Source organism: Mycobacterium sp. NAZ190054, assembly GCF_001545925.1.
In the GTDB taxonomy this organism is placed as follows: Bacteria; Actinomycetota; Actinomycetes; order Mycobacteriales; family Mycobacteriaceae; genus Mycobacterium.
The window spans coordinates 1-16,356 of record NZ_LMVQ01000025.1; the positions used below are offsets into that span (position 1 = coordinate 1).

Annotated in this window: 13 protein-coding genes and 2 pseudogenes; 10 read left to right on the top strand and 5 right to left on the bottom strand. The window is 68.1% G+C overall.

Annotated features, from left to right (window positions below):
- Positions 1-349, top strand: a pseudogene (locus ASJ79_RS02825) (lipid-transfer protein); the annotation flags it as partial.
- A gap of 2 nt (positions 350-351) precedes the next feature.
- On the opposite strand, the gene ASJ79_RS02830 reads toward ASJ79_RS02825, so the two are convergent.
- From ASJ79_RS02830 to ASJ79_RS02845, 4 genes are read right to left on the bottom strand one after another with little or no spacing between them, the layout of a single operon-like run.
- Entirely contained in the window at positions 352-1,317 is a 966-nt protein-coding gene (locus ASJ79_RS02830) for an acyl-CoA dehydrogenase family protein (RefSeq protein WP_067952996.1), read from the bottom strand.
- Entirely contained in the window at positions 1,314-2,471 is a 1,158-nt protein-coding gene (locus ASJ79_RS02835) for an acyl-CoA dehydrogenase family protein (RefSeq protein ID WP_067952999.1), read from the bottom strand. The genes ASJ79_RS02830 and ASJ79_RS02835 overlap by 4 nt, the downstream gene beginning before the upstream one ends.
- 4 nt (positions 2,472-2,475) lie before the next feature.
- On the bottom strand, positions 2,476-3,264 hold the full coding sequence (locus tag ASJ79_RS02840) for a crotonase/enoyl-CoA hydratase family protein (protein WP_067953015.1): 789 nt from the start codon (positions 3,262-3,264) through the stop codon (positions 2,476-2,478).
- A 2-nt stretch (positions 3,265-3,266) separates the two neighbouring features.
- Positions 3,267-4,394 carry a thiolase family protein gene (locus tag ASJ79_RS02845; RefSeq protein WP_067953002.1) on the bottom strand — a complete coding sequence of 376 codons (1,128 nt, stop codon included), beginning with the start codon at positions 4,392-4,394 and terminating at the stop codon, positions 3,267-3,269.
- Between the two features lie 138 nt (positions 4,395-4,532).
- Between ASJ79_RS02845 and ASJ79_RS02850 the strand changes: the two genes are divergently transcribed.
- Together ASJ79_RS02850 and ASJ79_RS02855 are read left to right on the top strand one after the other, a co-directional pair.
- Positions 4,533-5,819: an MFS transporter gene (locus ASJ79_RS02850; RefSeq protein WP_067953004.1), complete on the top strand. Its 1,287-nt coding sequence runs from the start codon at positions 4,533-4,535 to the stop codon at positions 5,817-5,819.
- A gap of 50 nt (positions 5,820-5,869) precedes the next feature.
- Complete coding sequence (locus ASJ79_RS02855) at positions 5,870-7,135, top strand: TetR family transcriptional regulator (protein ID WP_067953006.1); 1,266 nt, start codon at positions 5,870-5,872, stop codon at positions 7,133-7,135.
- Here ASJ79_RS02855 and ASJ79_RS02860 read toward each other — a convergent pair.
- Complete coding sequence (locus ASJ79_RS02860) at positions 7,125-9,092, bottom strand: NAD(P)/FAD-dependent oxidoreductase (RefSeq protein ID WP_231750695.1); 1,968 nt, start codon at positions 9,090-9,092, stop codon at positions 7,125-7,127. The two genes, ASJ79_RS02855 and ASJ79_RS02860, sit on opposite strands and share 11 nt — an antisense overlap.
- 111 nt (positions 9,093-9,203) lie before the next feature.
- Between ASJ79_RS02860 and ASJ79_RS02865 the strand changes: the two genes are divergently transcribed.
- From ASJ79_RS02865 to ASJ79_RS02895, 7 genes and pseudogenes are all read left to right on the top strand, one after another.
- Positions 9,204-10,769, top strand: a complete 1,566-nt coding sequence (locus ASJ79_RS02865) for a class I adenylate-forming enzyme family protein (RefSeq protein ID WP_197420050.1) — start codon at positions 9,204-9,206, stop codon at positions 10,767-10,769.
- On the top strand, positions 10,766-11,695 hold the full coding sequence (locus ASJ79_RS02870) for an alpha/beta hydrolase (protein WP_067953010.1): 930 nt from the start codon (positions 10,766-10,768) through the stop codon (positions 11,693-11,695). The genes ASJ79_RS02865 and ASJ79_RS02870 overlap by 4 nt, the downstream gene beginning before the upstream one ends.
- 172 nt (positions 11,696-11,867) lie before the next feature.
- Positions 11,868-12,614, top strand: coding sequence for a response regulator transcription factor (locus tag ASJ79_RS02875; RefSeq protein ID WP_197420051.1), 747 nt, complete (start codon positions 11,868-11,870; stop codon positions 12,612-12,614).
- Positions 12,615-12,769: 155 nt separating this feature from the next.
- The gene (locus ASJ79_RS34710) at positions 12,770-13,975 is read left to right on the top strand and encodes a hypothetical protein (RefSeq protein WP_067953012.1); all 1,206 of its coding nucleotides are present in this window, start codon (positions 12,770-12,772) and stop codon (positions 13,973-13,975) included.
- Between the two features lie 28 nt (positions 13,976-14,003).
- On the top strand, positions 14,004-14,732 hold the full coding sequence (locus tag ASJ79_RS02885; protein ID WP_082753634.1) for a response regulator transcription factor: 729 nt from the start codon (positions 14,004-14,006) through the stop codon (positions 14,730-14,732).
- Positions 14,733-14,897: 165 nt separating this feature from the next.
- The gene (locus ASJ79_RS02890) at positions 14,898-15,629 is read left to right on the top strand and encodes a LuxR C-terminal-related transcriptional regulator (protein ID WP_369803606.1); all 732 of its coding nucleotides are present in this window, start codon (positions 14,898-14,900) and stop codon (positions 15,627-15,629) included.
- A 196-nt stretch (positions 15,630-15,825) separates the two neighbouring features.
- Positions 15,826-16,356 (top strand): annotated as a pseudogene (locus ASJ79_RS02895) (glutamine--fructose-6-phosphate transaminase (isomerizing)); the annotation flags it as partial.

Sequence of the window (16,356 nt, forward strand, 5' to 3'; positions counted from 1 at the left end):
CGGACGTCAACTGTGGGAACAGAGCGGCCTGTCACCCGACGACATCCAGACGGCGGTGCTCTACGACCACTTCACGCCGTACACCCTGATCCAGCTCGAAGAGTTGGGCTTCTGCGGTAAGGGCGAGGCCAAGGACTTCATCGCCGGAGGCGCGATCGAGATCGGCGGCAGGCTGCCGATCAACACCCACGGCGGTCAGCTCGGCGAGGCCTACATCCACGGGATGAACGGCATCGCCGAGGGTGTGCGCCAGCTACGCGGCACGTCGGTGAACCAGGTGCCCGGCGTCGAGCACGTGCTGGTGACCGCCGGGACCGGGGTGCCGACGTCCGGGCTGATCCTGGGCTGACATCACCGGCATATCCAACTCCAGACAGATCCGTGGTCACGTCGCAGCCCGTCGGCGATGAACGTCTCCCACTCCAGCGCTGAGCCGAACTCTTGACTCCACAACCCGATTGGTTGTGTGCGGCGGTGCAACGGGTGTTCGGCCGTGGTGCCGATCGCCCCGTGCACCTGGTGGGCATTGCATACCACGACGGTGGCTGCCCGTGTGCTGACCGATTTCGCGGTCGCGACGGCGGCGACGGTGCCCGGAGCGGTGATCCCGTCACGCTCAGCGGCCGCGGCGGCCGCGTCCACCGCGGTCATCGCCAGCGCGGTTTCGGCGACCGCGTCGGCGGCGAGATGTCGGACAGCCTGGAACGCGGCGATGGGTCTGCCGAACTGAACCCGTTCGCCCGCATAGCGGATTGTCAGGTCGACAGCCGATGCGATGGCGCCGCTGATCTGAGCCGAGCGAGCCAGTGCGCCGCGGAGCCGGTACTCCCAGAACAACCCGGGGTCGACGTCGACGGCGTCTTCTTCCGGGAGGCCGGGCTCGCGGTCGGTACCGGCGGACAGTGACGCCGGCTCGTGTTCGCTCACGTACAGCTTCTCACCCGAGATCCGCAGGACCATCACGTGTTCGACGTACGGCAGCCACGTCGCGTGACTGACGGCGTCATCGCCGCCGACCACCACAGCGGTGCTGGGCTGATCGCGCACCGTCAGGCCGGCCTGCCGGCGCAACCAGTTGGCCAGCAGGTCGTGTTCGGCCAGCGGGAGCTGCGCCCCGTGCTCAGCGAGGGCGCGCAACGCCGTCACCGCGTCGGCCCAGGTGCCGCCCTGAACGGAGGTGATGGTGGTCAACCCCAGCTCGGTGAGCCGGTCCCACAGGGCGCGGTCGAGTCCGGAATGTGCCGGCGGGGTCTGTTCGAGGATCTGGCCGAACAGCTCGGCCAGCGCTGTGTCGGGACGGGTGTCGGTGAGGGTCATCGAAGTCCGATCTCGCGGGCCAGCACGCCCCGCAGTATCTCGTTGGTGCCACCGCGCAAAGTGAAGCCGGCGCGGGTGGTCATGGCTTGTCTTACGAAGCTCGCCAGTACGGGCGGCGCCGCCGGTGTGACTTCGATGCCGACGTTCTCGGTGAGCTCGCCTTCGGTGGCGGTGCCCAGCATCTTGACCAGGCCGGCGACCGTCGCGGCGTCACGGCCGCGGGACTGGGCGTCGGCCACCGACATCGACATCTGGTGCAGCGCGGCCAGGCGCGCACCGTAGCGGCCGAGCTCGGACGCCCAGCCGGGCGACAGGTGACCGATGTGCTCCCGGATGGACTCCAGCAGCACCTGGGTCGACAAAAACCGTTCCGGCCCACTGCGTTCGAAGCCGAGCTCGCTGGTGACCTGGGCCCAGCCGTTGCCCTCGACGCCGAGGAGGGCGTCATCGCCGACGGCCACCTGGTCGAAGATCACCTCGTTGAAGTGGTGTTCGCCGTCCATCGAGACGATGGGCCGGATGTCGATGCCCGGGGTGGAGAGGTCGACGATGAACTGGCTCATCCCGGCGTGCCGGGCGGCGGGGTCTTTGGCCTGGGTCCGCGCCAGCAGCAGGATGTGGTCGGCACGATGCGCTCCGGAGGTCCACACCTTGGTCCCGGACAGCCGCCAGGTCCCGTCGCCGTCGCGACGCGCCTGTGTCCTGATGCTCGCCAGGTCTGACCCGGAGTCGGGTTCGGACATCCCGATGGCGAACGTCGCCTCACCGGCGGCGATCGCCGGCAGGAACCGGCGTTTCTGGGCTTCGGTGCCGGAGCTCAGGAGGGCCGGTGCCACCTGGCGGTCGGCGAACCAGTGCGCGGCCACCGGGGCGCCGGCGGCCAGCAGCTCGGCGTTCACCACGAAACGGTCGAGGAACGTGCGGCCCCGTCCGCCGTACTGGGTGGGGATGGTCATGCCCAGAAAGCCGGCATTGGCGAGCCGACGGCTGAAATCCCGGTCCCAGCCCGACATCCAGCTGTTGACCGTGGGGGTGAATCCGCCGCGTTCGCGTTCGGTGCGCAGAAATTCGCGCACCTGCGCGCGCAGTTCGCGTATCGCATCGGTGGGGGCGACGGCGGGCAGGCCGATCCGCGCCAGTGTGGATGCCGTCATGGCGTCACCTTCCCGTGTAGGGGCCGGGGTGCTCCGACACCGCGGCCCGGTGGTCAGCGGTGTGATGCGCGAGGGCCTGCAGCGCGGCGGCCGATTCCAGCGCCTCGGTGAACCGCCCGTGCTCACCCTGACGCAGCAGGCGTTTGGCCATCCGGACCGCTGCCGGCGGGTTGGCGGCGATACGGGCCGCGAGAGCTTGTGCCGCAGAGAGCAGTTCGTCGTGCGGGACGACGCGGGAGACCAGCCCCCACGCGGCGGCGGTGTCGGCATCGATCGGGTCGCCGGTCAGCGACATCTCGGCGGCCCGGGAGGCACCGACGGCGCGGGGCAGCAGCCATGAGCCGCCGTCCCCGGACACCAGTCCCAGCTGGACGAAGCTCTCGGCGAACCGGGCCCGCGGCGAGGCGATCCGCACGTCGCACATCAGCGCCAGGTCGCAGCCGGCGCCGATGGCAGGCCCGTTGACGGCGGCGATCACCGGTGTCTGGCAGCCGAACACCGCGGCCGCCAGGCGTTGCACCCCGGCGCGGTAGCCTTCGGCGGTCAGATACGGAGGTGCGCCGAAATGGCGGGCTCCGGAACGTATTTCCTTGATGTTGCCGCCGGCCGAGAAGGCGGGGTCGGCGCCGGTGAGGACGATGCAGCGCACGTCCGGACCGTCGTCGGCGCGTGCGACGGCAGCGACGACGGCCGCCACCATGTCGTCGTCGGTGATCGGGTTGCGCTGATGCGGCCGGTTCAAGGTCCAGGTCTCGACCCCGTCGTGGCGTTCGACGAGCAATGCTGCGGTCACCGTCACGCCGCCGTGAGTGTCGTTGCGGTGCCGAGGCCGCCGCCGCAGCACATCGTCACCAGCGCGCGGTGTGCTCCGGTGAGCCGCAGTTCGGTTGCGGCGGTGAGCAACAGCCGTGCCCCGGTGGCGCCGACGGGGTGGCCGAGTGCGATGGCGCCGCCGTTGACGTTGATCTTCTCCAGCGGCACGGGGAACTCCGCCATCCAGGCGCCCAGCACGCTGGCGAAGGCTTCGTTGACCTCGACGAGGTCCAGGTCCGTCGGTGTCAGTCCGCCGGTGCGCAGGACGGCCTCGGTGGCGGGGATGGGGCCGGTGAGTTTGATGTCGGGATCGACGCCGACCAGGCTCTGGTGCTCGACCTCGGCGAGCGGTTCCAGCCGGTGCGCGCGAGCGTAGCGTCCGGAGACCAGCACCACGCAGGCCGCGCCGTCGGTGATCTGCGACGAATTGCCGGCGGTGAGAACCCCTTCGGGGTCGAACGCCGGCCGCAGTGCCGCCAGCGTGTCCGCGGTCGAGGGGCGTGGCCCGTCGTCCTCGGTCATCTGGTGCACGGCGGTGATCTCGTGCGCCAGCCGTCCCGACGCCAGCGCCCGTGCGGCGCGCTCCTGCGAGGCCAGGGCCAGCTCGTCGCAGCGTCGACGGTCGATCTTCCATCGTGCGGCGATTCGTTCCGCGGCCTCGCCCTGTGAGGTGACCGCCCACAGGTCCCGGTAGCGCTGTGAGTAGGGGTCCCCGGCCTCGGTGCCCACGTCCTGACCCAGCGGGTGCCGGCTCATGTGTTCCACCCCGTTGCACACGACGACGTCGGTGACGCCGGAGGCGATCAGCGCCGCGCCGTAATGCACCGCCTGCTGGCTGGAACCGCACTTCGCGTCGACGGTGACTCCCGGGACCTCGGCCGGCAGGCCGGCGGTGAGCCAGGCGGTGCGCCCGACGTTGTTGGCCTGGTCGCCCACCTTGGTGACACAACCGGTGATCACCTGTCCGACGTCGTGCGGCGCGACGCCGAGGGCTTCGAGGGTATCCGCGGTGACCGTCGCGAGCAGGTCAGCGGCGTTGACTTCTGCGAGGCGGCCCCTCCTGCGCGCGAACGGAGAACGGCGGCCACCGAGCAGAAAGACGGTTTGCATCGCGGGCTAAACCTCCTAAATGAATCTGTCCGGTCAGTATACATAGGGCGGATTGGGGTGTACTGTCAGCGGCGAGGCGCGGTGTGAGCCACGGCACTGCCGACTCGCGAACCCGAGGTAATCACGAAGGACGGACCTGTGACCAACACGATTCCCGCGGCAGCCACGGCTACCGGAACCGGCTTGAACAAGGCGCAGCGCGGCGCGTTCCTGGGCGCGCTGATCGGGTGGATCTTCGACTACTACGAGGTCTTCCTGCTCACCCTGCTGGTGATCCCGCTGGCCCAGGAGTTCGACCTCAGCAACGGTCAGGTCGGAGCGCTGCTGGCCGTGCAGTTGTTCGCCATGGGCGTCGGTGGGGTGCTGTTCGGCTGGCTGGCCGACCGCATCGGCCGCAAGAAGGTCCTGATGCTGACCATCTTGGTGTTCTCGGTGTTCACCCTTGCCCGCGCGGGCGCACCCAACTACGAGGTGATGATGGTGCTCACCGCATTGGCGGCATTGGGCATCGGCGGCGAATTCGGGGTGGGCCAGACCTTGGTCAGCGAGCTCGTCCCGGCCAACCGCCGCGGCTGGTGGAGCGGATTGCTCTACGGCGGGATCTATCTCGGTATCATCGCGGGCGCCCTGGTGGGTGGTTTCCTGATGCCGATCATCGGTTGGCGCTGGACCTTCGTGGTGTCCGGGCTGCCTGTGTTGTTCGCGCTGTGGGTGCGCCGGCACACCCCCGAATCCGAAGTGTGGGAACAACGCGTCGACACGGACCCGGGGGCACGGCCCAAGGTCAAGATCACCGCCCGGATCGCGCGGGTGTGGACGCTCTGCCTGATCGCCGGCTGCCTGCAGTTCTTCGCCTACTACGGGCTGGCCTCCTTCCTGCCGAAGTACCTGGTCGACCAGGGCGCCAGCGTCACCGGCGCCTCGACGTGGCTGATGTTCACCGCGGTGGCCGGAGGCATCGGCTGCCTCATCGGCTCCTACATGAGCGACCGGCTGGGCCGCCGCCTGACGTTGAGCATCCTGGCGGGCACCGCGTTCGTCAGTGGACTGTTGCTGGCGATGACGTGGGACCAGTTGCTCGAGGGCGGCACCTGGGTCAAGGTCGCGTTCTTCGCGTTCTTCGTCGGGGCGAACGGGCCCGCGGTGTTCGGCGCCCTGTTCTCGGAGTCGTTCCCGGCGAGCATCCGCGCCACGGCCGTATCCTCGGCGCTGCAGATCGCCCGCAGCATGTCCTTCTTCCCGCCGTTGATCGCCGCGGCGCTCGTTCCGGTCTTCGGGTACCGCCCGATCGTGTTCGTCAGCGCCGGGATGTTCGGGCTGCTGGCGCTGCTGGCATGGGCCTTCACCGAGACGAACGGGCGCGAGATCGAAGAAGCCTCGGAGGACGCGACGGCGGAGCCGTCGGGGCGCACACCTGCCCCCTGACGTCGTCGCCGAGCGTATCGTGCATGGGTCGGTCCATACGCTCGCGGAGAATGATGCAACGTACCCCTATTCGGGCACCCGAGGCCCAGCGGCGAAGGCTGGAGAAGATCCTCGCCAGCGGTACCACGCTGTTCGACAAGAAGGGTTTCGGCCGTACCTCGATGGATGACATCGCCGAGGCGGCGGGCATCACCAAACGCACGCTGTACCGGTACGTCAGCAGCAAGCAGGATTTCCTGCTGATGATCCACGAGCAGTTCCTCGACGCCGCGGAGTCGCTGCTGGACAAGGGCGGTGACAACGCGTCGGCCACCGCGCGGCTGGAGTCCTTCGTCCGTGCCTACGTCACGGTGATCGTGCGCCATCAGCGCGCGGTGCGGGTGTTCTTCGACGAGTCCAACCAGCTGACGCCGGAGGCCAAGAAGTCGGTGGTGGACAGACGCGACGGATTCGAGCGCAGGCTGCGCGAAATCCTCACCGCGGGAATCGAGTCCGGTGAGTTCGACGCCCGGATCGACGTCGACGTCATCTCGGCCGGGATCTTCGGTGCGCTGGCGTCGGTGTACCAGTGGTACACCGCGGCAGGCTCATTGCCGACGGCGAAGCTGACCGACCTGCTCGCACAGCTGGTGCTCGCCGGCCTGCGCAACACCGACGGTGATGAGCACCGGCACGCCGCGGTGCAGTTCCCCGCGCTCGAGTTCGACCACGGTGAGGCGGCCACGGTGGGCGGATCGACGCCGCAGCACGCGCTGGAGGCCGCGGTCACGCTGTTCGCCCACCGCGGGTATGCCGAGACCAGCACGCAGGAGATCGCCGACGCCGCCGGTATGACGAAGAGTGCGCTGTTCTACCACATCGGTTCCAAAGAGGATCTGCTGTACGCCATCCAATTCCAGTTCGCCGTCAGAACCCTTGCGCTGCTGGAGGAATGGCGAACCCACGCGCAGGAGCCCGTGGACGCGCTGCGCACGGTGATCGTCAACCACGCCCGGGTGATGGGCGAGCAGCAGACCTGGGTCCGGGTTTTCACCGAGCAGCTCCGTTATCTGCCCAGTGACCGGCGCAAGCAGATCGCCGCGCTGCGGGGCCGCTACGTCGACGGGATCGCCGAGATCATCGAGGCCGGTGTCGCGCAGGGCTGTCTGCGCGACACGGGGCAGCCCAGGGTGGTCGCGCTGGTGATCGTGGGCATGCTCAACTGGATGGCCAGGTGGTTCCACCCGGACGGGCGCCTCGACGCCGCCGACGTGGGTCGCCAGTTCGCGCAGTTCGCCCTTGGCGGCGTGGCGCCGTCGGCACGCGTCACCGCTTGACGTGGTAGTCGGCGAGGTTGGCGGTCGAGGTCTGCTGCCACATGTCGAGCAGCCGCCACGGTGAGTTGGTCACCACGCGGCCGTTCCGGTTGCGGTACCAGGTGTCCATACCGGGATGTGTCCAGATGAGATGCATGTGTGCCTCGTCGATCTCGCGGTTGTGCTGGTCGAAAAGGTCCTGCCGGCATTCGATCTCGACGGCGGAGATCTCCATCATCTGGGCGAGCAGGTCCAGGATGTAGCGCACCTGGCACTCGGCGATGAAGATCAGGCTGCCGCCGTGTCCCAGGTTGGTGTTGGGGCCGTAGAGGAAGAACAGGTTCGGGAAGCCCGGTTGTGACATGCCGAGATAGGCGCGGGCGTCGTCGGGGCCCCACACGTCGCGAAGGCGCACGCCGTCGCGGCCCACGATGTCCATGGAGCCCAACAGGTTCAGCGAGTCGAAACCCGTTGCGTACACCACGACGTCGGCGGGGTGCGCGGTGTCCGTGCCGGAGTCGTCGACGGTGTGCACCGCGTCTGCACTGAGGTGGTCGATGCGATCGGTGACCAGCTCGACGTGGGGGAGGCGCAGCGTGTCGAGCCAGCCGTTGTCGAGCAGCATCCGCTTGCCGAACGGCGGGTAATCCGGAAGCGATTTCTCCAGCAGGTCGGGCCGGCCGGCGAGTTTGTCCTCCATGTACTTGGTGAAGTACTTGCGGTAACCGGCATTGATCGAGTTGATGGAGGCGTCGCGGTCGGTCCACTCCGGGTCGATTACCAGGCTCTGGTGGATCTTGTCGCCGAACGACCAGACCTGGCGCATGCGGTACCACGCCGCGTAGTACGGCACGTGCTGCATCAGGTAACGGACGCGATCGCTGACGGCGCGGCCGTACTCGGCATTCGGCGCGATCCACTGCGGTGAGCGCTGGAACACCGTCAGACCGGCCACCTCGCGGGCGATGGCCGGGACGAATTGCATTGCGCTGGCACCGGTTCCTATCACCGCCACCTTCTTGCCGGTCAGATCCACCGACTCTGGCCAGCGCGCGGAGTGGAACTGCAGGCCGCCGAACTGTTCTGCACCCGGGATGGCCGGCGTCTTCGGGATGTTCAGCTGACCCACCGCGCTGATCAGGAAGCGGGCCCGCAACACCTGCGCGGTGCCGTCGCGGCCGCGAGTGCGCACCGCCCAACTCGACTCGGCCGCGTCGAACTCGGCGGACTCCACACGGGTGTCGAACCGGATGTGGTCGCGAACGCCGAACTGTTCTGCGACCCCGCGGAAGTACTGATGAACGTCGTCGCGCTTGGAGTAGAAGCGGTTCCAGTTCGACATGGAGAACGAGTAGGAATACCAGTAGCTCGGGGTGTCTACGCCGCAATCCGGGTACCGGTTCTCGTACCAGGTGCCGCCGACGTCCGGGTTCTTCTCCACGATGGTGAAATCAACTCCGGCAGCGGCCAATTGGACGGCCATGCACAGGCCGGACACCCCGGCGCCGACGATCACCACCGAATAGGTGGTGGTGGTGCGGCAGTCGCGGATCCGATCGGTGTCGAACCGGGCCTTGAGCCCCATCTCCTCGCGCATCATCTCGCTGTAGGCGGCGGGCACGTCCTCGCCCATGCAGTTCGACATGATGCGGGCCATCCGCTCGTCGTCGAGGGCAGGGGCGAACTCACAGTGCGGCTCGGCGGTCAGCAGCTCGAGCACCGCATCGCGTACCTGCTGCTGCACCTCAGGGAGGAGCCCGCCGTCGGCGTGGTCGGACAGCCCGCGAGTGCGCGAGGGCCGGTAGGGCTCCTGCAACCACTTGTCCTCGCCGGTGAGATGGGCCAGCACGGCCAGCAGGACGGGGATGTTCGCGTCCTGCAGTGCGGTTTCCAGGTCCCCGCGTCGGACCGGACGGGTGGCACCGCCGATGACCGGGGGCATCGTCATTGCCTGATCGCGCTCGCTCAGCGTTGTCACGTGGCGCCAACCTCCTCTTAAGTATCCTGAGCGGTCAGTGTATATAGTTAAGGGCGACCAGTTCAACCAGGGGCGGTGGAGATGTGGTCGAATGGACAGGAGGAGACATCGATGCTTGATCTGACGCACCGCATGGAGGGTTTCGGGGATCGGTTCGCGCTGGTCGCCGACGGCGATCGCGTGACCTACCGGGAACTGCCCGCCGTCATCGCGGCCTACGCGTCGCTGCTGTCGTCGTACGGAGTGCGGCGCGGATCGCGTGTGGCGGTGCTGATGCCGAACTCCGTCGAAATGATCGCCGTGCTGCTCGCCGCCTGGCGCATCGGCGCCCGGGTGCTGCCCGTCAACACCAGGTATCGCACCCACGAACTGCGCTTCGTCCTGCAGGATTCCGGTGTCGGCGTGCTCGTGGTGTCCGCCCCCGGGCCCGGAGCGCCCGACCTCGCGGCCCGGGTGGCGGATGCGATCGGCGCCGCATCGCCCGCCGACCTGCGCGGTCCGCTCGACCTTCCGGGCGCGCCGGCCCTGCGGCATGTGATCACCGCACCGCGGTACAACGCCGTCGACACGGTCGCCGCGCCGGCGGAATACGCCCCGGGTGAACCCGGCGACGACGAACTGCTGACCATCTACACCTCGGGCACCACCGCCAACCCCAAGGGCTGCGTCCACAGCCTGCCCGCGTTCACCCGCACCGCACTGGCCACCGCCGACGTCATGGGGGTATCCGGTACCGACGTGGTGTGGGACCCGTTGCCGCTGTTCCACACCGGTGGGCTACTGCCGCTGTTGGGAGCACTGCAGCGCGGTGCAACCTTTTGCACTGCAGCACATTTCGACGCCGGCGAGGCACTGGCGCTGATACAGCGCGAGCGCGTCACCGTCGCCTACCCCGCTTTCTCCACCCTCATCACCGCACTGCTGGACTCGCCCCACTTCGCGGAGACGGATCTGTCGTCGGTGCGGTGGATCCTGGCCATCGGACCGCGCGGGTTGCTCGAACGGGTCCAGCAGGCCATCCCGTCGGCGGTCCAGGTGTCGTGTTACGGCTGCACGGAGATCGGTGGAGTGGTGGTGTACAACCGAATCGGCGATCCCGCCGACGTGCGGGCCACGACCGCCGGCGTCGCCTTCCCGGGAGTGGAACTCCAGATCATCGACCCCAAGACCGGCGCGCGTGCGCCCTCGGGTGTGGCCGGTGAGATCGCCGTGCGTTCCACCAGCGTGCTGCGCCGCTACCACGGCGACCCCAGGAGCCCCGTCGACGAGGACGGCTGGTTCCACACCGGTGACCTGGGGCGTCTCGACGACGATGGCTACCTGGTCTACGAGGGCAGGCTGAAGGACATGCTGAAAGTGGGCGGCGAGAATGTGGCCGCCTCGGAGATCGAGTTCGTGCTCTGCCAGCACCCGTCGGTCACCCTGGCCGCCGTCGTGTCGATCCCCGACCCCCGGTTGCTGGAAGTGCCCGCGGCTTTCGTCGAGCTCAAACCCGGTTGTCACGCCGACCCGGACGAACTCGTCGAGTTCTGCGCCCAGCGACTCGCGGCATTCAAGGTGCCCCGGATCGTGCGACTGGTGACCGAATGGCCCATGTCGGCCACCAAGTTGCAGAAGTTCAAGCTGCGCGATTCGCTGCTCGACGAGCTGGGCCGCGAACGGGTCGGCAGTCGGTGAGCCCCGACCAGCGCCTGGCCGCCGAGGTTCGCGGACTCGTCGGGGCACTGCGGCGCCACGCACCGCAGCGGGACTGGACACCTCGGCGGCACCGCGAAGTGTTCGAAGCGGCGGCCCGATCCCGCACCGTGCATCCCGACGTGGTGGTGGACGCCACCGGCCTGTGCGGGCCGGTGCCGGCGGAGCAACACACGCCGGGCGTGCATCGCGGCGATCAGATCCTGCTCTACTTCCATGGCGGCGGCTTCATCATGGGGTCCACGGCGACGTCCCGCCCGATGGCGTCGCATCTGGCGGCGATGACCGGGCGGACCGTGGTGGTGCCGGACTACGACCTGGCGCCGGAGTACCGGTTTCCGCACCAAGTGGACCAGGCGACGCTGTGTTATGACGCGCTGACCCGTTCGACCGGGAAACCTGTTGTTCTGGTGGGTGATTCGGCGGGCGGGGCGCTGAGCCTGCGGGTCGCCCAGAGCGTCGGCGCCGACAAACGCCCAGCCGCTCTGGTGCTGTTGTCACCGTTTCTGGACCTGCGGCTGTGCGCAGCCTCCATCGACGCCAACGACGAGTTCGATCCACAGACACCACGCTGGCTGCTGGAGCAGATGGTGGGCCACTATCTGAACGGCGTTGCGTCACCGGAGGATCCCGCGGTGTCGCCGCTGCTGGGCGAGCTGGCCGGTCTGCCGCCCACTCTGGTGCAGGTGGCCGAACTGGAGGGCCTGCATGACGACGCGGTGGCGTTCGCCCGCGCCGCGACCGCGGCCGGATCCCCGGTCGATCTTGAGACGTGGCCGGGAATGATCCATGTGTGGCACTACTTCGTTCCGCGGCTACCCCAGGCCGTTGCCGCTCTGCAGAGGCTCGGCGAGTGGCTCGACGACGTGGTGCCGACGGCGCCGAGAGTTATCCGGTCACATATTTGACTGCGCGAATACTGAGCAGATCGGCGAAAATGTACGCTTGACGGCGATTCTGGCAAATCCCCATAATTGTCCATGCCGTCAGCAGGGCGGCTTCCCGGGGGCGTCGTGGGGGATGGCATCTCGCGCTTGCAGGCTTCGGGTAACAGCGGAGCGGGGTCGAACAATGGCTCAGATGTCGAACACGGTCAGCCGCACCGCAGAGTCGCGGCCCATGCCGTGCGTCGTGTGGCCGACCGTCCACGCCGTCGCGCCGGAACGCGGTCGGGGCCGGCTGGCCGCGACCCGGATGCTGATCATCGACGACTCCACACTCCAGCGTGAGAACCTCGCCGCCGTACTTCGCGAGGGCGGTGCGAAGCCCGCCGTCGCATGGGATCTGCCGTCGGTCCGCGTCGCGATCGGCGAGGTGGCTCCGCAGGTCGTCCTGTTGAGCATGACCACGCGTGACAGCATCGCCCTTCTCTGTGGCATACGGCGGGCCTGTCCCACGACCAGGGTGATCGCCGTCTGTGTCGCCGAGGACGAGGCCGAGATCATCGCGTGCGCTGAGTCCGGAGTCGCCGGCTATCACCTGCGTTCCCAGTCCCTCGATGAACTGCTCACCGTCATCGTCGATGTCATCGACGGACAGGCCTCGTGCTCACCGGGGGTCTCGGCGGTGCTGATGCGACACCTGTCGGCGGTGGCCTCGCGACGGTCCGGTCCCAGGGATCCGGATCTGACCACGCGGGAGATGGAGATCCTCCGCATGCTCGAAATGGGGTTGACCAACCGCGATATCGCGAACCAGCTGTGCATCACCCTGCACACGGTCAAGAACCACGTGCACAGCGTGTTGAGCAAGCTCGGCGTCCGGTCACGGGCCGAGGCGGCGGCCTGCTCCCGGACGCTGCATCAACCGGCCCGCGCGAGGAACTAGGCAAGGTCCAGAGCCGAAGATCGCTCCATCGGTCCATATACGTTGGGCCACAGCGCGGTTGATAGTAGTAGCACAAGGGCGAGTCGGCGCGGAGGTGATCACCTGCCTGCGGGCCGATGCCGGCTCGTCGCGCGCAGTCGATGAGGAGGGGCCACATGTCAGACCGACGGAACCTGTTCGTCTGTGCCACGCCGTCACGGCGAACGGGAAAGCCCCTCGAACACGAGCGTCGGTCCTCACGCTCGCTGATCGCGGCGATCGTCGCCGGCGGATTGGCCATCAGTGCCTCGCTGTATCCGGCCCCCGACGAGGTGCCGATCTTCGGCATGCTGGACCTGCCCGGTATCGACAACGCATTCGGGCTCCCTGTCCGTATCGAATCGATATCGGTCGAACACGCCGCCGAGTTGGACGAGGCCGGCATCGCGGAACTGCTGCAGGTGGCCAGGATTCTGGCGCAGAACACCCAGGTTGTGCCGATCGGCTCGGTGATGACGCTGACGGACACGAACGGGCTGCGCGAAGTTCTCGAGGACATGGGCCTGGCCGCTACCCCGGCGGACGTGCTCACATTCCAAACCGCCATGCTCGGCGGCGGTGGTGGGGGCGGCGGGGGTGGAAGCGGGGCAGCCGTTCTTCCGAGAACGCTGGCAGAGTGGCTGCTCTACCTGAACTTTCTGCTACACCAGCTGCCCGTCCAGGTTCTCGACGAACTGTCGATCGTGCTGACCAGAATGTTGCCGCGGTTCGTCGAGCCCTTGGGGTTCCATCGGCTGCCCGTCCCCCTGGAGATCCTGGCGGTGCTGCCGCCACCCGAAACGGTGCCGGCCCCGGCGCCCGCTCAGTCGGTTGCTCCTGCAGCGCCCGACGTGCCGGGGCCGGCCACCCCGACGCAGGTCGAGCCGCCTCCGCCCCCGCCGCCACCTCCGCCACCGCCACCTCCACCTCCTCCCGAACCAGTGCAGGAGGTGGTCGAAACCTACACGCCACCAACCCATTCCGAGGTTCCGATACCGGTGGAACCGCCTCCGAGCCATGTCCCGGAGCCGGTATTCACCCCGCCCCCGACGATCGAGCCGGATCCTCCCGGCGATCCCGTCGACGGCACGGCCCCGGGCGGTGACGGTGGCGGGCTCGACGACGGCTCGACCGAGCCCGAGACCGGCGGAAGCACAGGCGAGGAGCCTCCCGGCGGCGCATCGGGGGGAGGCGAGGATCCGTCGACCGGTGGGCCGGATGGCGGTGGTGACGACTCGCCGGCAGGCGGCGGTGGAGACGATTCTCCGTCAGGTGGCGGTGGGGACGGATCTCCGTCCGGGGGCGACAACGGTTCGTCGCCGGGCGACTCGGCGAGCGGTTGAGACGCGGTGCTGACCGGATGTGGCGGACATGACGGGGCAATTCACCAACGGTGACCGGCGGGCGAACTCGGGTGGAAACGTCCTGATCATCGATGACTGCGCGGTGTACCGCGACGCCTTGGCGTCGGCACTCGCGGCGAACGGAGTCCGTCCGGTCCGCACGGCCTGGGACCTGCCGTCCCTGATCGGGACGCTGGGCGCGTTGGCGCCGCTGGTGATCCTGCTGAACCTCGCCACGATCGGAGTCCCGACCTTCCTGCGCGCCACCACCAGCCTGAGTCCGCGGGTTCCGGTGATCGCGATCGGTGCGTCCGAGGACGACGAGGACGCCCTCATCGCCTGCGCCGAGGCCGGCGTGGCGGCCTATCACATGCGAGCGGACTCGCTGGCGGATCTGCTGGTGCTGATCCGCGGTGTCGCGCAGGGCGAGATCTCCTGCCCACCCGAGGTTTCGGCGATTCTGCTCAGACGCGCGTCGACGGTCGCGGGACGACGGCGGCCGGTCGCGCGGGACCCGGGCCTCACGTCCCGGGAGATTCAGATCCTCCGGCTGCTCAGACTGGGCCGATCGAACCAGGACATCGCAAGCCACTTGTCCATCGCGGTCCATACCGTGAAGAGTCACGTGCACAGCCTGCTGACCAAGCTCGGAGTCAGCACCCGTGCCGAGGCCGCGGCGATGTCTCACGACCTGGACCTGGACCCGGGACCGCATGACGGGTCTGGATCCGGATCTAGTCGAAATTGGTCCCGATGACCCATATACGGCAGTGACGCCGGCACCGATAGTGGTGGTGTGTCGGATGAGCTGGCAGTGCGCGGTGTTCCCGTCCAGGCGGCGGGCCAAACACCGTGGCGCCGAGCCGGTCTGGCCAATGGCCCGCTGCGATGGCAGACACACACGGGGGAGCGGCCGGTGACAGTGCAGCAGCCGACGGTCGCTCTGACGATCGTCGATGACCTGAACCCGGTCGGTGTCGGACCGGGCTCGCGCTACGTCACCCGGGTGCTGATCGTCGACGACTGCACCCTCTACCGGGAGTGTCTCGTCGGCGTCCTGACCGGGCAGCGCGACGATGTGGCCACGAGCGTGGCATGGGATCTGACGTCGCTGATGGCAGAGATCGAAGCGATGCGCCCGGGTGTCATCCTGCTGAACATGGCGACGCACGACAGTTCGGTGCTGTTGCGGCAGGTGCTCAGGCACAATCCCGACGCCCGGGTGGTCGTCATCGGAGTCTCCGAGGACGACGAGTCCGCAATCGTCGAGTGCGCCGAGGCCGGCGCGGTGGGGTATCACCTGCGCAACGAATCCCTCGAGGATCTCCTCGTGCTGATACGCAAGGTTGCTGCCGGGGAGTCGTCGTGTTCACCCCGGGTCTCGGGGATTTTGCTCCGACGGCTGTCGGCGCTGGCCGCCCAGCGCCAGCCCGCGGCGAAGGAGGTCGTCTTGACGGCCAGGGAGATCGAGATCCTTCGCATGCTGGAGGCCGGCATGGCAAACCGTGAGATCGCCGAACGGCTCTGTATCGCAGTGCACACCGTGAAGAACCACGTGCACAGCGTACTGACCAAGCTGGGTGTCAGTTCGCGTGAGCAGGCGGCGTCGCTCGCCCGCAACATGCTCGCCACCGAGGGTCTACGGCCGGACTAGTCCCCGGTCCGGTCCGGGGCACATGCCGGAAATCGCTCTCATGGCCCATTTACCAACGGCTTTGCGCGAAAGATAGTTGAGACGTGTTTGCGGGGGATGACCAACACCTTCATCGAGGGTCGCCGAACCCGGCCGGAGAACGAATCGGGGGGCTCCCGGGCTCATCATCAGTTGACCGTTCCGAAGGAGTTCGGTGATGTGCGGAATCATTGCGTGCCGGACTCATCGGCCGGCCGTCGAGTATCTGCGGGTAGGCCTGCGTCGGCTCGAGTACCGCGGTTACGACTCGGTGGGGGTCGCGTTGCAGACCGCCGACGGCGACGTCGTCCGGCTGCGGACGACCGGCCGGATGGACGACCTCGACCGGTTGCTGGGACAGTGGAGCGGTCCCCGGTTCGACGGGGCCGGAATCGGCCACACGCGGTGGGCGACCCACGGTGCGGTGACGCCCGGCAACGCGCACCCACATGCCGACTGCACGGGACAGGTCAGCGTCGTGCACAACGGGATCATCGAGAACGCAGATGTCTTGCGGGCCGAACTCGTTTGTGCGGGACACACATTCGAGACCGCTGTGGACAGTGAGGTGCTGTGTCACCTCATCGAGGACGAACGGCTGGCCGAAGAGGACCTCGTGCTGGCCGTGCAGAAGGCGCTCGCGCGAGCCGAGGGGTCGTGGGCGCTGGCGGTCATGGAGGAGGGAACCGGGCGAATCGCCGTCGCGGCC

Bases quoted from the DNA above. Each gene is read 5' to 3' on its own strand.
- ASJ79_RS02845 (WP_067953002.1), bottom strand. From the start codon at position 4,394: ATGCAAACCGTCTTTCTGCTCGGTGGCCGCCGTTCTCCGTTCGCGCGC.
- ASJ79_RS02875 (WP_197420051.1), top strand. From the start codon at position 11,868: ATGTCGAACACGGTCAGCCGCACCGCAGAGTCGCGGCCCATGCCGTGC.
- ASJ79_RS02830 (WP_067952996.1), bottom strand. From the start codon at position 1,317: ATGACCCTCACCGACACCCGTCCCGACACAGCGCTGGCCGAGCTGTTC.
- ASJ79_RS02885 (WP_082753634.1), top strand. From the start codon at position 14,004: ATGACGGGGCAATTCACCAACGGTGACCGGCGGGCGAACTCGGGTGGA.
- ASJ79_RS02865 (WP_197420050.1), top strand. From the start codon at position 9,204: ATGCTTGATCTGACGCACCGCATGGAGGGTTTCGGGGATCGGTTCGCG.
- ASJ79_RS34710 (WP_067953012.1), top strand. From the start codon at position 12,770: ATGTCAGACCGACGGAACCTGTTCGTCTGTGCCACGCCGTCACGGCGA.
- ASJ79_RS02855 (WP_067953006.1), top strand. From the start codon at position 5,870: ATGATGCAACGTACCCCTATTCGGGCACCCGAGGCCCAGCGGCGAAGG.
- ASJ79_RS02835 (WP_067952999.1), bottom strand. From the start codon at position 2,471: ATGACGGCATCCACACTGGCGCGGATCGGCCTGCCCGCCGTCGCCCCC.